This window comes from Limnohabitans sp. (assembly GCF_046052825.1).
Taxonomy (GTDB): domain Bacteria; phylum Pseudomonadota; class Gammaproteobacteria; order Burkholderiales; family Burkholderiaceae_C; genus Limnohabitans.
The window spans coordinates 123148-140947 of record NZ_JAVLFP010000060.1 but is presented as its reverse complement, the minus strand read 5'-3'; the positions used below and the strand labels follow the sequence as shown (position 1 = coordinate 140947).

Here is a 17800-nt window from a genome sequence, read left to right as displayed (position 1 = left end):
GGCTGGATTACAGCATCAAATGCGGGGTGGGTCTGTCCATAGAATGACACACCCCTACACCCCCCCCCCGAGGAGACACACCATGCTGAAGTTCTATTACAACGCCGCGCCCAACCCGATGAAGATTGCGCTGCTGCTCGAGGAGCTGGGCTTGCCCTATGAGCCCATCCCCGTGGACACGCGCAAGGGGCAACAGTTTGACCCCGCCTTCAAGCAAGTCAACCCCAACAGCAAGGTTCCCGCCATCGTGGACGGTGACGTCACCGTGTTCGACAGCAATGCAATTTTGTTGTTCTTGGCCGACCGCGCGCAAAAGTTTGTGCCCCTGCAGGTCGACAGCGCCGAGCGCGGCCAAATGCTGTCGTGGTTGATGTTCATCGCCACAGGCATAGGCCCTTTCTCAGGCCAGTCGGTGCACTTTCGCCATGCGGCCCCTGAACCCAAAGCCTACGCCTTGAACCGCTACGACTTTGAGGCGCACCGCCACTGGTCCGTCGTCAACGAGCACCTCAGCACCCACCACTACATGGCGGGCGAGCACTACTCCATCGTCGACATGGCGTTTTGGGGCTGGGCACGCATGGTGCCGTATGTGCTGGGTCAAGACGATGCGTGGGCCACCTACCCGCACGTCAAGCGCCTGCTCGACGAGATCAATGCCCGTCCAGCGGCGCAACGCGCCGAGGCACTCAAGACGCGCAACACCTTCAAGGCGGAGTTGGACGACGAAGCCCGGCGTTTCTTGTTTCCGCAAAACGAACGGCTGAAAAACTAAGCCCGCAGATCAAGACATCCGCTCGGTGGCCCACAAAGTGCTGGCCATTGCCAAGGTGCCTGTCTTACTGGTGAAGTGAACCCACAAAGTTGAGCAGCAACTGATTGAACGCGCCCGGGTCTTCCACCTCAGGCAAGTGCCCGATGCCGGCCAGCTCGACCAAACTCCCGTTGGGCAATTGGGGCAGGAGCAGGTCGGCATTTTCTTGTCGGGGGTTCATGTGGTCTTCGCTGCCTTGCACCATCAGCACCGGCATGGTCAGAGCGCTGGCCAAGTCGGGGGTGTAGAAGTCGCTCAGCCTGAACGAGACGGCCCGCAACAAGCCTGCTGCTTGCGTGCCACGCGAGACTTCCACCAGCAGAGCGCGCAATTGCGGCGACGCATGGGGCCCCACCAAGTTGTCCATGCCTGCGTCGCCGTATTGGTAACTGCCCAAGCGGATGCGTTGGGCGCGGGCTTCAAATTTTTCGCGCCGCTCTTGACTCAGTTGTTTTTGCCCGACGCCAGTGCCCGTCATGATCAATCGGCGCACGCGGTGCGGCTGGCGAATGGCAAAGGCTTGCGCGACCACCGAGCCGAAAGAGTTGCCACACAACACAAAATCCTCGATGCCTAAGGCTTGCGTGAAGTCGGTCAGGGCTTGCGCATAGTCGGCGTCGCTGGGGTGCTCGGTGGCAAGGTTGTCGCTCATCCAATAGCCCGGCGCGTTCCAAGCGACGACACGAAAGTGTTGGCTCAGTGTCAAAAATTGAAACCGAAAGTAAGTCGCATTGCTGCCGATGCCATGTAAAAACAGGACACAGGGCGCATCCACAGGACCTGCTTCGATGTAGCTGAAACGGTCGCCCAGGTAGCGGTCTTGCGCGTGCAGTGGGATACGTGCAAACCGTAAGTCCGGCAGAGGAGAAATGGTCAAAGTGTGTGTCATGATCGACGCAATTTTCAGTGGGCAAAGGTGAAGCCGACCGCTGCATCCTAACCCCAGGTTTTTGGACTCAAACAATGAAACATTGGATTGTCATTGGGATCACGGCCTTGTGTCTGGCCGCAGGCTCTGCGGTGGCGCAAGAGTGGCCCACGCGCCCGGTCAAGTTGATCGTGCCTTACCCCGCAGGGGGCGGCGTGGATGTGATGGCGCGCGCTTTGGCGCAGCGCTTGCAAGACAAATGGCAACAACCCATCACCATTGACAACCGCCCGGGCGCCAACACCTTGTTGGGCACCGAAGCAGCGGCACGCGCCACAGACAACCACACCTTGTTGTTCACCACCGACGCCACCTTCACCATCAACCCGCATCTCTACACCAAGCTGCCCTACGACGCCGACAAAGACTTTGCGCCGGTGACGCAATTGGTCGCCTTCAGCCAAATGCTGGTGGCCAACGCCAACTTGCCCGCCAACAACCTCAAAGAATTGCTGGCCCTGGCCAAAGCACAACCCGGATCTTTGTCTTATGCGTCTTATGGGCCCGGCAGTCAACCGCAATTGGCCACCGAGATGCTCAAGCAAAAAGCGGGCGTCTTCATCGTGCACATCCCTTACCGTGGCATACCGCAAGCGATCACGGCGGTGGTCAGTGGCGAGGTGCCCTTGACCTGGTCGGGCATTGTGTCGGCCAGGCCGCACATCGCCAGCAAACGCATCAAGGCCTTGGCCTACGGCGGTAAAACACGTGCCCCGGCCTACCCCGATGTTCCCACCATGACCGAGCTGGGTTTTCCCGAGGTGGATGCCAATGTCTGGGTGGGCGTGTTTGCGCCGGCCAGCTTTGCACCAGCCCTGGTCAACCGCATGCACCGCGACATCTTGTCCGTGATCAGTGAAGCCGACTTCCGCAGCAAAGAAATCGAGGGCAAGTCGTATGACTTTGCGGGTGCCGGGCCGGACGAATTTCGTCGCCACATCCGCAACGAAAGCGCTTCACGCAGAACCACCATCAAAACTTCAGGCACTGTGATCGAATGAACTCCAACGTCTGGCGAGACCTCACGCAAGCACAACTGGATTGGGCCTACGACCAAGCTCAACACGCACCCAACATGGCCATGGTGATCGCACGCTGCGAGGCCCTCAGCGTCGAAGGACGCGCCATTGCAGAAAAGATCGGCACCGAGGTTCAGCGTTTCGCCTATGGCCCCAGCGACGTCGAGGCACTCGATTGGTATCCCAGCCAACGTGCCCGAGCACCCTTGGTTTTTTTCGTGCATGGGGGTGCCTGGCGCCGTGGCAAGGCCAAAGACTACGCCATGGCCGCAGGCTGGTTGAACTTGGCGGGTGCGCACTTGGTGGTGCCCGACTTTGCCGCTGCCCCTGATGTCGGCGGCAGCTTGCTGACCATGGCCGAGCAACTGCAAAACGCCTTGGCTTTCACCGCACGCAAAGCTGCCGAGTTGGGGGCCAACCCGCGACGCATTTATTTGGTGGGACATTCCTCAGGGGCGCACTTGGCGGCCTGCTTGGCTTCTTACAACTGGCTGCAAAAGGGTTTCACCGAATCGCCTGTGCATGCCTTGGTGTGTTGCAGCGGCATGTACGAGCTGGAGCCCGTGAGCCTGTCGTCGCGCAGCACCTATGTGAATTTCACGCCCAAGACCTTGCAAGACCTCAGCCCCATGCGGCGCTTGCACAACTTCACCATGCCTGTGTCTGTGGCGTGTGGTGAGTTTGAGTCGCCCGAGTTCAAGCGCCAAGCCAGAGAATTTGCGCAAGGTTTGTCGGATCACAAAGCCAATTTGAGGTTTTACTGGGGTGAAGCATTCAACCATTTTGAAATGCTCGAAACCTTTTCTCAACCTGATGGCGTGATGGCCCAAGCCTTGATCGATCTGATGCAACGCTGAGGCCTGTGCGCCCTCACCTTTGCAACTTCCACAGGAAAATCCATGTCCACTTTTCGTGCATCGCGCCGACAACTGATCTCTGGCGCCTTGCTGTATGGCGCCGGTTTGACGGCAAGCAGCCCTGTGGGGGCGCAAAGCCCACGCTACCCGGCACGCCCGGTGCGCTTGATCGTGCCCAATGCGCCGGGCAGTTCGGTCGACACCATCAGCCGCTTGCTGGGCCAACAGCTCACGCCGCTTCTTGGACAGGCCCTGGTGGTCGACAACAAAGCCGGTGCGGCGGGCGCTGTGGGCATCGACGCTGGCAAATTGGCCCCGCCCGATGGCTACACCGTCATCGCGGCGTCGAGCAGTTCGGTGACGGTGGCCCCTTTGCTGCAAAAGGCCATCAGCTACGACCCCCTCAAAGACTTTGAATTGATTTCCCTGGTGGCCTTGTTGCCCAATGTGCTGGTGTGTCGCACCACCTTGCCAGTGAACAAGTTGTCGGAGTTTGTGGCCTACGGCAAAGCCCAAGGCGGCAAGTTCAACATGGCCTCTGCCGGACCGGGCTCGGTGAGCCATTTGGCGGGTGTGGCCTTGAGCGCAGCCGGTGGGTTTGAAGCCCTGCATGTGCCTTACAAGGGGGGCAGCCAATCGGTGGGGTCGGTGGTCAGTGGCGAGACCGACTGGACCCTCACGCCCGCCCCGGTGGCCATGGCCTTGGTCAAGGGTGGGCGTTTGAAAATTTTGGGTCACAGCATGCCCAAAGGCACGCAACCCTTGGGGCCTGTGCCCTCGCTGGCCGAGACCTTGCCTGGCTTTGAGTTCACCAGTTGGATTGGTTGGATGGGCCCCAAAGGATTGCCGCCAGAGGTGCTCGACGGGCTACGCCGTCAATTGACCCTGGCCTTGCAAACCAAAGAAATTCGCGAGGGTTTTGCCGTGCACGGTGCGGTGCCCCACAGCAGCACGGGCGAGGCGTTTCGTGAGTTTTTGGCACGCGACATTGAGCAAACCCGCAAGGCCATTCGGCTGGCCGGGGTGCAGGCCGAGTGAACACCTTCGGTCTGAATTACATTGGGGCTGTGTCTCGGCCGAAGGCATGGCCAAGAAAAAGTAAACCCGCTTGGGTGTGTGGAGTGACCCGGGATGACTCGGGATTACTCCGGCAAGAGGCCAATTTCTTTGGCCACTTCGGCCCAGCGCTCGTGCTCGCGGTTCAAGAAGGCTTCGGTCTTCTCGGGCCCGCCCAAGGGGTCTGCAATCGGCCCCATGGTGAGCATGCGTTGCGCAAACTCGGGCTCGGCCAGCAACTTGTTGACTTCGACGTTGAGTTTTTGAATCGCTGCAGCAGGGGTGCCCGTGGGCGCCATCAAGGCGAACCAACCCACCATTTCAAAGTTGGGCAGCAACTCTGACAACGCAGGCACCTGCTCCCAACCTGCCACGCGTTTGCCCGCTGTGACGGCCAACAAACGCAGGCGGCCTTGGCGCACCAAAGCGGCGGTTGAGGCCAAGTCGGCCACCACGGCTTCGGCATGTCCACCCAACACGTCTTGCACCGCCACCCCCACCGAGGCGTAAGAGACCAAATTGGCCTCCATCTTGGTCCGTGAATTGATCAAGCGCGCGATGATCCCGCCAAAGGTGCGAGGGCCTTCGTTGGCCAGCGACAGCTTGCCGGGTGTGGCCTTGGCACGTGCGATCAGGTCTTGGATCGAGGCGATGGGTGACTCGGCTTTCACCAACACCGCAAACGGGCTCTTGGCCACGAAGGCCACCGGCACAAAGTCTTTTTGCGGGTCGTAGGGCATGGTTTTGAACAGGTGCTTGTTCGTGACCAAGGCGGCCGTGGTGGCGAAGTACAAGGTGTAGCCGTCGGCGGGCGAACGCGCAGCGGCTTGCGCACCGATGATGTTTTGGCCCCCAGGTTTGTTGTCGATCACCCACGGCTGGCCCAAGGTCTTGCCGACGCGCTCGCCCAACAAACGGGCCACGTTGTCGGGGCCCGAGCCAGGCGGCTGCGACAGCACCACCTTGATGGGTTTGTCGGGCCATGCAGCGCTTTGCGCCCACACAGGCAAGGCGCTCAAACCAGCAGCGGTGGCCAGTGCGGTGTGTAAAAAGTGACGACGTGTCATGGGAAGTCTCCGGTTTTTTTATGAAAAGAAAGTGCGCAGGGTGTGCAGCTGTGGGGTGAGTTCTGAGGCAGTGTTGGCGGTGGCAAACACATAGTGGTCGGGGCGCACCCAAGCGGCCTGACAGCCCTGGGTGGTGAACCAGTGGGCGAGCACACCATCGCACTCGGGTGCCTCAGGGGTGCCCAAGCGAATGACCTTGAGTTGGAGCGATGCAGGCACGGCGGCCAAGGCGGCCTCACAGCCCGCATCGGCACTGGCAGCCAAGAACACGCGCCAGCCCGTGCCCAGCACCGAGTCCATGCGCAGCTTGTGCGCGCCTTGCTGCCACCAGGCCTGGGGAAACAGCGTACCAACAGCCGCAGTGCCGGGTACCAAGCAGCCATCGGCCAGTGCGGGTTGCACGTTTTGCCGTGGCATGGGTTGAACCACGCCCCCGCACTCGGCCAACAAATGGGCATCGCGCTCACGGGCTTTGGCCACATCACGCTGGCCCACCAACTGGCCAATGCCTTTGATGCGTCGGGTCAACTCGGTCACGTGGGCTTTGCGCTCTTGTCCGTAGGTGTCGAGCAAGCTGTCTTGGGCACGCCCGGCCAAGACCTCGGCCAGCTTCCAGCTCAAGTTGGCTGCATCGCGTATGCCTTGGCACATGCCTTGGCCCAAAAACGGCGGCTGTTGGTGCGCAGCGTCTCCGGCCAAGAACACGCGGCCTTGGCGCCAGTCTTGGGCCACCAAAGCATGGAAGCGGTAACTCGCTTGGCGCCACAGCGTGGCGTCGTCCGGCGTGAGCCAACGCGCCAGCAAAGGCCAGGTGCCTTCAGGCGTGGCCAAGTGTTGCGGGTCTTCGCCGGGGTTGATCGAAATCTCCCAGCGGCGGTGGTTCTTCGGCCCAATCACCAGCGTGCAAGGACGTTCAGGCTCGCAGTACTGCACACTGGTTTTGGGCAGCTTTTTCAAACCCTGTTCGTTGACCAACACGTCCACCACCAGCCAGGGCTCGTCAAAGCCCAGGTCTTGCAGCGTCACGCCCACTTGGCTGCGCACAAAGCTCGACGCACCGTCGCAGCCAATGACGTAACGCGCTTGCACTTGGCTGCTGTGGCCTTGCGCGTCCACCACCGTCAGCGTGGCCGCTGCGCTGTCTTGCGTGACGGCGGTGACCGTTTGACCCAGCGAGACCGTGACGTTGGGCAGGCTGCTCAGATGGGCGCGCATGGCCGCTTCGACCGGCGGCTGGCTGAACACCAACGAGGGCGTGTAGGCCAGCGGATAAGGCTCGGCCACGGTGGACATGCACTTGATCAACTGGCCGTCAACCCCAAAGAACTCAGAGTTGGTGAAGGGCTCGGTGAAGGACGCGATGGCGTCCACCAAATTCAGCTCTTGGAAGACCCGCATGATTTCGTGGTCCAAGGCAATGGCGCGAGGCTTGTCGTACACATCGTGCAAACGGTCGCCCACCCACACCTTGACGCCACGCCCCCCTAACAAACCCGCTGCCACCGCACCCGTTGGGCCCAAACCCACAATCGCCACATCAAACATGTCAACACTCATCTTCAAACGTTTTCAAACAACACGGCACGCTGGGCTTCTTTGAGCTTGGCGCTGGGGGGCTGAGAGATGCCCCAATGGTCCACACGGCCTTCGGGCCATTTCCAATCCGAAGGTTGACCCACTTTGTAGCTGTCGTCGATTTGCTGCACATCGGCGGTGTACTCGATCACCAGATCGAAGGGGCCCACAAAGTAATTGAAGGCGTTGTTGCCAGGGCCATGGCGGCCTGGACCCCACTCGATGCCATAGCCCGCGTCGCGCATGCGGCCACCGCCGCGCATGACAGACTCCAAATCGGGCATCAAGAAGGCGATGTGGTTCAAGGCGTCGTTGTCGGTGTCGCCCAAGGCAATGCTGTGGTGGTCGCTGTTGCAACGCATGAAGGCCATGATCTTGGTGCGGTCTGACAAGGAAAAGTCCAGCACCTGGGCTAAAAATTCTTGGCTGGCTGGCACATCATGGGTGTTGAGCACCACGTGGGCCAGACGGATGGGATGGTCGGCTGCTTCGGTCAGCGTGGTGCGCAAAGCGTCTCCGAAGACCAATTCAAAAATGCGTCCGTGGGGGTCGGCGATGGTGAGTGAGGTGCCGCCTGCAGGTTCTGCGCTAGGTGACACGGGTTTGACCACTCGGCCCCCATGCTGCACCACCAATGTGGCGGCTTCGTGCAGCGCGCTCTCGCTGTGGGCACGCAAGCTGATGTGCTTGATCTGTGCGTGTTCACCGCCTTGGTGCAGCGCCAGCAGGTGGTGGTCTTGACCTGTGCCGCGCAAGTACACCACGCCAGGGGCACGGTCTGCCACCGTCAGGTGCCAAGTGCGGGTGAAAAAATCTTCGGCCAGCTGCAGGTCGGGCACATTCAGGGCCGCGCTGCGCAAGGCGCTGATGCGAGAAGAAGCATGGGACATAGAAAGCCGCTTTCAGTGAGAAGTCAAAGACAGAAAACGCTGGGCGTTGCCAGCCACCAGTTGTTGCACCACCGCGTCATCGAAGCCCGCATCCTGAATGCGTTGCACGGGGGTGCGATCATGGAAATTGAACGGATAGTCGGTGCCAATCATCAATTGGCTCGCGCCGTAGGTATGCACCAAGTGTCGCAGCGTGGGCGTGTCAAACACCAAGGTGTCAAAGTACAAGGACTTGACCTGCTGGCTGGGCGACACGCCCACCGCCTCACGCACAGCCGGGAACACCGACATCGACTGCTCCAAGCGCGGCAACAGCATGGGCAAGGTGCCCCCGCCATGGCTGAACGCGATGCGCAGTTTGGGTCGGCGCAGCATGAGCTGGCTGGTCAGCACCGAGGCGGCGGCCAAGCCCACGTCAGACGGGTAGGCCAAGATTTGTTGCAGCGGCGCAGGGCCCACCAAACGGTCCATGCCGGTGGGGCGCACCGCATGCACAAACACCGCCAAGTCCAACGCCTCACAGGCTTCAAAGAACGGCTCTAGCTTGGGGTCCCCCACCACCACACCGTTGATGTTGCTGCCAATCTCCACGCCCGACAGCCCCAGCGAGTGTTTGATGTACTGCAACTCTTGCAGCGCCATGTCCATGTGCTGCAAAGGCACCGCGCCCAAGCCCAGCAGTTGCCCCGACGACTCGGCCACCATGAGGGCGATGTGGTCGTTCAAGTAGCGAATCAGCTGCTGCGCGGCCACAGGCTCCAGCCAGTACGACAGCAACTCGGGCATGGGAGACACAGCTTGCTGGGCCAGGCCCATCTCGGTGAAGTCGGCCAAGCGCTTGGAGGTGGTCCAGCATTTGTCAGACACGGTGCGGTAGTTCTTGCCGTCGATCATGACGTGGCGGTGGCAGTTCTCGCCCAGCGCCATCGAGGGCCAGCCCTTGGGCACCACATCGCCCAAGTAGCGGGGAAATTCGGCGGGGATGACGTGCGCATGCACATCAACACCGCAGCATGTGCCGTGGCACGCAGAAACAGGGGACATGTGACGTTCTCGGTTTTTTTATTCGGGCGCTTTGATTTTCGCCACCTCGGCGACCGCGCCCCAACGGGCCAGGTCTTGCACCACCAACTTGCCCAGTTCGGCCGAGGTGCTGCCGGTGGGCGTGACCTGCATGGTCGCCATTTGGCTGGCCACCTCAGGGAGTTTCAAGACGCGGTTGATCTCTGCTTCGAGCTTTTTCACCACCGGCTCGGGCGTACCCGCAGGCGCGAACAAGCCAGTCCAAAACCGAAAGCCCACCTCGGGCAGCCCCAGCTCGGCCATGGTGGGCACTTGGGGCAGCGCGGCCAAGCGCGTGGGTGAGGTCACGGCCAAGGCACGCAACTGCCCAGCGGCAATGGCCGGTGTGGCAGGTCCGGTGTCGACCATCGACATGAGCAAGTCGCCGGCAATCAAGCCGGTGATGGTCTCGCTCATACTCTTGTACTGGATGAACTCGCCCGGTGTGCCGGTTTTGAGGCGGAACAACTCGGACGCGAACTGAAACGCCGGGCCCGAGCCCCCGTAGTTGGACTTGGCGGGATTGGCTTTCATGAAGGCCACCAACTCGGGCACGGTCTGGATGTTTTGTTTGGCACTGACCACCAGCACCAAAGGAAAGGTGGCCACCAGCGACACGGGGGTGAAGTCTTTGGTGGGTGAGTAACGCAGCTTGGGCGTCATCACCGGGGTGAACACCATGTTGCCAATTGGCCCCATCAGCAAGCTGTAGCCATCGGGCGGAGCCTTGGCCACAAAGTCGGTGGCGATGATGCCACCCGCCCCCACCTTGTTTTCCACCAGCACCGGCTGGCCCAAGCTGTTGGACAGCCGTTGCCCCACCAAGCGCGCCAGGGTGTCCATGCCCCCACCCGCGCCCTGCCCCACGACAATGCGGATGGGCTTGTTGGGAAAGTCTTGTGCCAGGGCAGCACCGTGGGGCAAGGCCCAGGATGTGAATGCCAGACAGGCAGCAACAAGGCGTGATCGCATGGGGGTATCTCCTTTTTTGACCTGATATTTTGGAGACGATTGTCGGCGAAGACCTCAGGATGATTTGTCACATGCGTTGGAAAAAACGCCATTCACCCAGCGCCGTGATTGAAAATCCCCTCCTCATCTTTTGCTTCCACCCCTTGTCTACTTTGCCCGCCATGCCCCACACCGAACGCCCTCCTCTGGTCATCGACTTTCACGTGCACATGTTGGAACACGAGGTGTTTGAGGCCTCCACCAACCGCACGGTGTTCACCGGCTTTGGGGCTACGCCGGCCAAAGCGCCGCGCCCGGGCGCACAGGCCTTGATGGGCAAGATGTTTGACCCCCAGGCGATCTTGCAAGACATGGACGCACGCGGCATCGACCGCTCGGTGGTCAGCGCCAGCACGGTGCTGCAAGGCACCTCGTGGGCCGATGCGGCCACCGACTTGAGGCTGTGTCAGCGCTGCAACGACCAAGCCGCGCGTTGGGTGGCGCTGTACCCCGAGCGCTTCATTGGCAGCATGGTGTTGCCGCTGCAAGACCCGCAACTCGCCATGCAAGAGCTGGAACGCGCCAGCAGCCAGCTGGGCTTGCAGGTGGTGAACATGTCGTCCAGCTACCAAGGCGTGTACATGGGCGACCCGCTGTACCACCCGTTTTGGGCCTTGCTGGACGCGCACCAGTTGACCGCGTGGATTCACCCCGAAGGCGTGAGCGACCCCTGGTTTCAGCGCTATGCGTTGTGGAACTCGCTGGGCCAATCGATTGAAGAAACCAAGTGCATGGCCTCGCTGATTTACGAAGGCGTGATGACACGCCACCCCCACCTCAAGGTGGTGATGGCCCACGGCGGCGGTTACTTTGCGCACTACATGGGCCGCTTAGACCGCAACACGGCCAACCGCCCGGACACCGTACGTCACATGGATGGGCAGAGCCCGAGCGCGTTTTTGCGCCGCTTTTACTACGACACCTGCGTGTACGACCCGCAGGTGTTGCAGGTGCTGATCGACCGCGTGGGAGTGGACCGCTTGGTCATGGGCAGCGACTACCCCGTGGGTGAGGCCGACCCCGTGGCTTGGCTGCAAGAAGCCGGGCTGCACGGCGACGATTTGGCGGCAGTCGCCGGTGGCAACGCCGCCCAGCTGCTTCAGCGCAGCACGTAAACCGCTGCAGCCAGCAGCAAAGCACCGGCCACCCAGACCCACACGGGCACCGAGGTGGTGGGTGCAGACGCAGCCTGTGCTGCCACGGCACTGGCGTCATCGGATGCGTTGCCTTGAGCGTCAGCAGAGGCTGCGTCATCTTTCAACACCTGTTCAAAGCGGCTGAAAAAGTCTTCGATCAGCGACTTGGCAGCGCCGTCGATCAAGCGCTGGCCCATTTGCGCCAGCTTGCCGCCGATGCGCGAATGCACGGTGTAGTGCAGCTCGCAGCCTGCGTCCAAGGGTTTGAGTTCCACCTTGCAATCGCCTTTGCCAAAACCGGCCACACCGCCTTGGGCGTCGAACTGCAAAGCGTAGCTGTGCGGTGGCACGATGTCGTTGAGCTGGACCGAGCCCGAGAACTTGGCGGACACCGGGCCAATCTTGATCGCCACGCCCACGGTGTAGCGGTTGTCACCTGAGGCCTCGAATTTGTCGCACCCTGGGATGCAGCGCTTGAGCACCCCGGGGTTGTTGAGCGCGTCCCAGGCTTGTTGTTGCGTCACCGCCAGGGTGCGGCTTCCTTGCATGTCCATCTCATTCTCCGTTCACGGTTCAGTGTTGCACCACCTGGGCCACAGCGTGCGCCAGGTCTTCGAGGCTGTTGAGGTTGTGGATGGGCAATAGGCCATCGACACACCGGTTCAACACCTCGGGGCCGCGCGCTGTGGGCGTGTAGCCCGCAAAGCGCAGCAGAGGATTCAACCACAAGACGCGCCGCGTGCGCCGCTTGAGCTCGCGCATGGCTCGCTCCAGCACCTCGGGCTCGCCGGTGTCCAAGCCATCGGTGATGAGCAGCACCACGGTACGCCGCCCCACCAGCTGGCGTGCGTGCTGTGTCAGCAAGCCTTGCACAGCGTCGCCCAGGCGGGTGCCCGAGCCATAGTCGGTGACGGTGCGGTTGACCGTCTCCAACATGGTGTCGGTGTCGGGCTGGCGAAAAGCGGCGCTCAAGTCGGTCAACTGGGTGCCAAAGGCAAACACTGCACGCGGCACCTTGCGTGTGGCCTGGTGCAAGAACGCCAGCAGCCAGCGCGCATACACCGCCATCGAGCCCGACACATCCACCAAGATGAGCAAGGGCAAGGCTTGTTGGCGCCGTTGCAAATGCGGCAGGCGCACCAGCTCACCGTCGTGGCGTGCCGCCCATTCCATGGCGCGGGCCCAGTCGAGCCGCGTGCCCTGCCCGCTGGCGGCCAAACGCCGACCCCGCACTTGCGGCAGGTCCAGGCGTACCTCGCGCAACAAACGCTGCATGTGGCGCGCATCTTGGGCGCTCAAGCTTGCGAAATCGGCTTGGCGCAAACGCGCATAGGCACTGGCGCGCAGCGCCAAGGGGTCGTCGTCTGGCGTACCCGGCGTGTCGTGCAGGGGCTGCGCCACGGCGGGTGTGGCCAAGGCCTCTTGCGCACGGCGCTGCGCCGCAGAAGCTGGCGGTGGGTCACCGTCTGAGGGCGATACATCCGCTGCCAGCGAGAGCGCCGAGGCCTCGCCAGGTGCACGAAAAAAAGCGTCAAACACCGCTTCAAACACAGCCCGGTCTTGGGGCCGTGACACCAGCACGACTTCGAGTGCAAAGCGCAGGTCTTCTTTGCGGACCACGCCCACCTGCACCGCGGCTTGGGCGGCCAAGGCCACGCGGGTGCAGTCGATGGGCACAGCCGCGCGCTGCAAAGCCCGTGCAAACGCGGCCAGGTTCTCAAGCGCCAACATGTGGGTGGTGGGTGAAATTAGCCGTGGGCCGTGGGGCTGAGCAGCTGCGCCAACAGGTCGTTGAGGGCCACCACGTCTTCGCGCTGCTTGAACAACAGGCCAGCAGTGTCTTGCACCCGTGTGGCATCGAGCGCAGTGGTGTGCAAAGCGACCAAGGCCTTGGCCCATTCCACGCTCTCGGCAATGCCGGGCACGCGGGCAAAGTGCGCGGCCAGGGCCTGGCTGCGCAGCTGGGCCACAAAGTCGCTCACCTGCTGGGTCAGTTGCTGGCTGGCTTGCGGCACCTGGGCCCGCAAAATGGCCAACTCGCGCGCGCGTTCGGGGTAGTCCATCCAGTGGTAGAGGCAGCGGCGCTTGACCGCATCGTTGAGCTCACGGGTGCGGTTGCTGGTCAGCAGCGTGATGGGCGGCACCTGCGCTGTGACCGTGCCCAGCTCGGGGATGCTGATTTGGTACTCGCCCAAATACTCCAACAAAAACGCTTCAAAGGGCTCGTCGGCGCGGTCTACTTCGTCGATCAGCAGCACCGCACCCGGGGCCGGGGTTTGCAAGGCTTGCAACAGCGGGCGGCGAATCAGGTAGCGCTCTTGGTAAATCTCGCGCTCCAGCTGCTCGGGCGTGGCGCTGTCGTGCGCGGCGCGCATGTGCAAGAGCTGGGCGGCGTGGTTCCACTCGTACAGGGTTTCGCGCTGTTCGATGCCGTCGTAACACTGCAAGCGAATCAGCGGACGCGCCAACACCTTGGACAAGGCCTTGGCCAGCTCGGTTTTGCCCACGCCGGGCTCGCCTTCGAGCAACAAGGGGCGCTGCAAGCTGAGCGCCAAAAACACCGTGGTGGCCAAGCGCCGGTCGGCCCAGTAGCCATGGGCGGCCAAGGCCTCGGTCAGTGCGTCAATGCTGGCAAGTGCTGCCGCTGCGCTCATGCCAGGGCCAGGCGCACCGCACGTTGGGTTTGCACCGTGATCAAGTGGGCACGGTAGTCGGCGCTGGCGTGCAAGTCACCGTTCAGGTCTGACGCGTCGATGGCCACATGCGCCACCGCCTCGGGCGTGAAGCTTTGGGTCAACGCCGCTTCTAAGCCCGCATGGCGGAACACGCCGTTGCCTGCGCCCGTGATGGCCACGCGCACACCGGCTTGGGTTTGCGCCACAAACACGCCCACCAAGGCAAAGCGCGAGGCGGCCTGCTTGAACTTGGCATAGGCCGCGCGCTGCGCCAGGGGGAAGCGGATGGCAACAACTAACTCGCCCGGCTCCAAGGCCGTGCTGTAGAGGCCTTGAAAAAAGTCTTCCGCGGCAATGCTGCGCTGGTTCGTGACCACGGTGGCACCCAAGGCCAGCACCGCGCTGGGGTAACAGGCGGCAGGGTCGTTGTTGGCGACCGAGCCACCCAAGGTGCCCATGGCGCGAATTTGTTTGTCGCCAATGCCGTTGGCCAGTGCCGCTAAGGCAGGCAAGTGCTGACGCACCAAGGCGTTGCTGGCCACGTCTTGGTGGCGCGTCATGGCACCGATGACCAAGTGGTCGCCGTCTTGGCACACGCCTTGGAGCTCGGGCAATGCGCCCAAGTCCACCAGCAGTTCAGGCGCGAGCAGGCGCTGTTTCATAGAGGCCAGCAGCGTTTGGCCGCCAGCCAAGGCTTGACCGCCGGCTTGCAGATGGCTCACGGCTTGCGCCAAAGCGCTGGGACGTTCGAAGTTGAATGCGTACACGTGTGGACCCCTTTCAAGCCTTCATGGCGGCAGCACCTTGCTGCACCGCCAAGACAATGTTTTGGTAACCCGTGCAACGGCACAAATTGCCTTCAAGCATGTCGCGGATCTCGTGGGCCGAAGCGTCTGGCTTTTTGTGGCACAGGTCGATCGCGCTCATCACCATGCCGGGGGTGCAAAAGCCGCACTGCAAGCCGTGGCATTCTTTGAACGCGGCTTGCATGGGGTGCAGTGTGCCGTCGGCTTGGGCCAAGCCTTCGATGGTGGTGATGTGTGCGCCCTGGGCTTGCGCCAGCAGCACGTTGCACGACTTGACCGAGCTGCCATTCATCAGCACGGTGCAAGCGCCGCACTGGGCGGTGTCACAGCCCACATGCGTTCCGGTGAGTTGCATGTGTTCACGGATGGCCTGGACCAACAAGGTGTTGGGTGCGGCGTCGAGGGTCACGGCTTTACCGTTGACGTTGAGAGAAACCTGCATCGATGTGTCCTTTTGATTTCAAGCCGCGTGCATCAAGCGCCACAGGCGATAAGGGGTCAGCGGCATTTGCAGCTGAGGAGCCAGGTCGGCACGGCCATGGCGGGCCAAGGCGTCGGCCACGGCGTTGACCACGGCGGGTGTGGCACCGATGGTGCCCAACTCGCCCACACCTTTGACGCCCAAGACGTTGTTCTTGCACGGGATGCTTTGGTCCATCTCGGTGACAAACAGGTTGGGCATGATGTCGGCGTGGGGCACGGCGTAGTCCATCAAGCTGCCCGTCAGCAGCTGGCCGGTCTCGTCGTCGTACACCACATGTTCGAGCAGCGCTTGGCCAATGCCTTGAACCGCACCACCGTCAAGCTGACCGCGCACGATCATCGGGTTGATGACACGGCCCACGTCGTTGACCGAGGCATAGGCCACCACTTGCACTTCGCCAGTTTGTGGGTCGAGTTCGACCTCGCACACATGGCAGCCATTGGGCCAGGTCGGGCCTTTGGCGGCGGTGGTGGAGTTGAGTTCAATGCGCTGGTTGGGTTGGGCACTGGCCAACTCGGACAGGCTGACCTTCAGATCGGTGCCCGCGACATGGAAGCTGCCTTGTTCGTAACGCAAGTCTTGCGGTGCGGCCTCAAGCGCTTGGGCGGCCAGCTCTTGGGCTTTGTCCAGCGCTTGCTTGGCACCCACGCTCACGGCAGAACCACCGGTGAACAGCGAACGCGAACCTGCGCTGCCAAAGCCGTTGCCACGGTCGGTGTCGCCCATGACCACGCGCACTTGCGACAGGGGCACGCCAAACACGTCCACCACCAACTGTGCCAGCGAGGTGGCAATGCCCTGCCCCATGGCGTTGACGGCGGTGAAGACCTCAATCACACCATCGGCCAGCACTTGCACGTGCACGTTTTCTTCCAAAGCATTGCCGCCCGTCCACTCCAAGAAGGTGGCCACGCCCAAACCGCGCCACAGGCCTTGCTTGGCCGACGCAGCGGCGCGCTGCGCAAAGCTGTCCCAATGCGCCAGGGCCAAGCCTTGGTCCATGATGGACTCAAAGTGGCCCACGTCATAGGTTTGGCCCATGGGGTTTTTGTAGGGCATCTGCGAAGGCTGCACAAAGTTGCGGCGACGCAGGGCGATGCGGTCGATGCCGGTTTGGCGCGCCGCCTCGTCCATCAAACGTTCGATGTTGTAGATCGCCTCCGGGCGACCCGCACCCCGGTAAGCGCCGGTGCTGGCGGTGTTGGTCAACACGCCGGTGAAGTGGAAGTCGATCAGCGGAATGTCGTACACGCTGGTTTGCACCCAGGGGCCAATCAAGAGCTGAATGGCCACACCGGTCATGACGGCGTAGGCGCCCACGTTGGCGTTGTTCTCGATGCGCAGCGCCAAAATTTTGCCGCTGGCGTCGAGCGCCAAGGACGCGTGCGACTCGATGTCGCGGCCGTGCGAGCTGCTCAAGAAGTCTTCGCTGCGGTCGGCAATCCATTTGACGGGCAACTGCAAGCGGTGCGCACAATAAGCCACCACAAGGTCTTCAGCGTAGGGGCCGGTTTTCATGCCAAAGCCGCCGCCCACGTCCCCCACCACCACGCGCACTTGCTCAGGCTTGAGGCCCAACAAGCCCGCCACCGCACCGCGCACGGCGGTGGGCATTTGCGAGCTCATGCGCACCACCAGACGGCCGGCGTCGATGGAAGCCACCACGCTGCGGGGCTCGATGGTCAACGCAACCAAGCGCTGGTTGGTGATGTCGAGTTGCACCACATGGGCTGCCGCGGCAAAGGCTTTGGCAGCAGCCTCGCGGTCGCCATAACGGGTTTCGGCCACGCGGTTGTCGGGCGCATAGGAAATCAAAGGCGCACCGGGCTTGAGGGCGTCGGTCAGGGTCACCGCGCAAGGCAACTCGTCAAAGTCGATCTGCACCGCTTCTGCCGCGTCACGCGCTTGTTGTTCGGTGTCGGCCACCACGGCCACCACGGGTTCGCCCACGTAGCGCACGCGGTCCACCGCCAAGATATGACGCACCGGCGTGGCGGCAGGCGTGCCGTCTGCGCGCGTGAAGTTGGCCACACCAGGCATGGCAGGGCGACCCTCGTCGACCAGCTGCTGGCCTGTCACGACCAAGCGCACACCGGGCATGGCCTGCGCGGCGGAGGTGTCGATCGACACAATGCGTGCGTGGGGATAAGAGGAGCGCACAAAGCACAAACGCGTTTGGCCTTGCGGCGTCACGTCGTTGGCGTAAATGCCCGCACCTTTGAGCAACTGCTCGTCTTCCAGTCGTTGAACAGCTTGTCCGCTGCCAAACCGTGTCGTTGTTGAGACCAAGTTCAAGCTCCCGTGGGTTGGTTAACTGCGACGAGTGTATCGCCCGAAGAATGCCCCGGTGTCACACAGGTGTGTCAAACAGCTCGAAGTGCCTGTGCAGGTGTTGATAATTTGTTGATCCCCCCATCAAC

At 62.1% G+C, this 17800-nt stretch carries 17 protein-coding genes; 5 read left to right on the top strand and 12 right to left on the bottom strand.

The window, feature by feature from the left end; all coding sequences use genetic code 11:
* Positions 1-82: 82 nt before the first annotated feature.
* Complete coding sequence (locus ACKWJN_RS10640) at positions 83-775, top strand: glutathione S-transferase family protein (protein ID WP_408596721.1); 693 nt, start codon at positions 83-85, stop codon at positions 773-775.
* Between the two features lie 64 nt (positions 776-839).
* On the opposite strand, the gene ACKWJN_RS10635 is transcribed toward ACKWJN_RS10640, so the two are convergent.
* A complete protein-coding gene (locus ACKWJN_RS10635) occupies positions 840-1691 on the bottom strand; it encodes an alpha/beta fold hydrolase (protein WP_408596719.1) in 852 nt (283 codons plus the stop codon).
* 86 nt (positions 1692-1777) lie between these two features.
* Between ACKWJN_RS10635 and ACKWJN_RS10630 the strand changes: the two genes are divergently transcribed.
* Genes ACKWJN_RS10630 through ACKWJN_RS10620 form a run of 3 tightly spaced genes read left to right on the top strand, consistent with a single transcriptional unit; the run spans position 1778 to position 4656 of the window.
* Positions 1778-2743: a Bug family tripartite tricarboxylate transporter substrate binding protein gene (locus ACKWJN_RS10630; RefSeq protein ID WP_408596718.1), complete on the top strand. Its 966-nt coding sequence runs from the start codon at positions 1778-1780 to the stop codon at positions 2741-2743.
* Positions 2740-3618 carry an alpha/beta hydrolase gene (locus ACKWJN_RS10625; protein WP_408596716.1) on the top strand — a complete coding sequence of 293 codons (879 nt, stop codon included), beginning with the start codon at positions 2740-2742 and terminating at the stop codon, positions 3616-3618. The genes ACKWJN_RS10630 and ACKWJN_RS10625 overlap by 4 nt, the downstream gene beginning before the upstream one ends.
* A gap of 42 nt (positions 3619-3660) precedes the next feature.
* A complete protein-coding gene (locus ACKWJN_RS10620; protein WP_408596715.1) occupies positions 3661-4656 on the top strand; it encodes a Bug family tripartite tricarboxylate transporter substrate binding protein in 996 nt (331 codons plus the stop codon).
* Between the two features lie 104 nt (positions 4657-4760).
* On the opposite strand, the gene ACKWJN_RS10615 is transcribed toward ACKWJN_RS10620, so the two are convergent.
* Genes ACKWJN_RS10615 through ACKWJN_RS10595 form a run of 5 tightly spaced genes read right to left on the bottom strand, consistent with a single transcriptional unit; the run spans position 4761 to position 10240 of the window.
* Positions 4761-5741, bottom strand: coding sequence for a Bug family tripartite tricarboxylate transporter substrate binding protein (locus ACKWJN_RS10615; RefSeq protein WP_408596713.1), 981 nt, complete (start codon positions 5739-5741; stop codon positions 4761-4763).
* Positions 5742-5759: 18 nt separating this feature from the next.
* The gene (locus ACKWJN_RS10610) at positions 5760-7298 is read right to left on the bottom strand and encodes a bifunctional 3-(3-hydroxy-phenyl)propionate/3-hydroxycinnamic acid hydroxylase (protein ID WP_408596711.1); all 1539 of its coding nucleotides are present in this window, start codon (positions 7296-7298) and stop codon (positions 5760-5762) included.
* Between the two features lie 2 nt (positions 7299-7300).
* Positions 7301-8206, bottom strand: a complete 906-nt coding sequence (locus tag ACKWJN_RS10605) for a VOC family protein (protein ID WP_408596709.1) — start codon at positions 8204-8206, stop codon at positions 7301-7303.
* Positions 8207-8218: 12 nt separating this feature from the next.
* The gene (locus ACKWJN_RS10600) at positions 8219-9250 is read right to left on the bottom strand and encodes an amidohydrolase family protein (RefSeq protein ID WP_408596707.1); all 1032 of its coding nucleotides are present in this window, start codon (positions 9248-9250) and stop codon (positions 8219-8221) included.
* Positions 9251-9268: 18 nt separating this feature from the next.
* The gene (locus ACKWJN_RS10595; protein ID WP_408596706.1) at positions 9269-10240 is read right to left on the bottom strand and encodes a Bug family tripartite tricarboxylate transporter substrate binding protein; all 972 of its coding nucleotides are present in this window, start codon (positions 10238-10240) and stop codon (positions 9269-9271) included.
* A gap of 161 nt (positions 10241-10401) precedes the next feature.
* On the opposite strand from ACKWJN_RS10595, the gene ACKWJN_RS10590 reads away from it, so the two are divergent.
* Positions 10402-11394 (top strand): amidohydrolase family protein, encoded by a 993-nt coding sequence (locus ACKWJN_RS10590; RefSeq protein ID WP_408596704.1) that lies wholly within the window; start codon positions 10402-10404, stop codon positions 11392-11394.
* Here ACKWJN_RS10590 and ACKWJN_RS10585 read toward each other — a convergent pair.
* Genes ACKWJN_RS10585 through ACKWJN_RS10560 form a run of 6 tightly spaced genes read right to left on the bottom strand, consistent with a single transcriptional unit; the run spans position 11379 to position 17669 of the window.
* Complete coding sequence (locus ACKWJN_RS10585; protein ID WP_408596703.1) at positions 11379-11969, bottom strand: CoxG family protein; 591 nt, start codon at positions 11967-11969, stop codon at positions 11379-11381. The genes ACKWJN_RS10590 and ACKWJN_RS10585 overlap by 16 nt on opposite strands.
* 19 nt (positions 11970-11988) lie before the next feature.
* The gene (locus ACKWJN_RS10580; RefSeq protein ID WP_408596701.1) at positions 11989-13146 is read right to left on the bottom strand and encodes a vWA domain-containing protein; all 1158 of its coding nucleotides are present in this window, start codon (positions 13144-13146) and stop codon (positions 11989-11991) included.
* A 17-nt stretch (positions 13147-13163) separates the two neighbouring features.
* Positions 13164-14069 (bottom strand): AAA family ATPase, encoded by a 906-nt coding sequence (locus ACKWJN_RS10575; protein WP_408596700.1) that lies wholly within the window; start codon positions 14067-14069, stop codon positions 13164-13166.
* Positions 14066-14857, bottom strand: coding sequence for an FAD binding domain-containing protein (locus tag ACKWJN_RS10570; RefSeq protein WP_408596698.1), 792 nt, complete (start codon positions 14855-14857; stop codon positions 14066-14068). The genes ACKWJN_RS10575 and ACKWJN_RS10570 overlap by 4 nt, the downstream gene beginning before the upstream one ends.
* A 13-nt stretch (positions 14858-14870) precedes the next feature.
* A complete protein-coding gene (locus tag ACKWJN_RS10565; protein WP_408596696.1) occupies positions 14871-15338 on the bottom strand; it encodes a (2Fe-2S)-binding protein in 468 nt (155 codons plus the stop codon).
* Between the two features lie 18 nt (positions 15339-15356).
* The gene (locus tag ACKWJN_RS10560) at positions 15357-17669 is read right to left on the bottom strand and encodes a xanthine dehydrogenase family protein molybdopterin-binding subunit (RefSeq protein ID WP_408596695.1); all 2313 of its coding nucleotides are present in this window, start codon (positions 17667-17669) and stop codon (positions 15357-15359) included.
* Positions 17670-17800 lie beyond the last annotated feature (131 nt).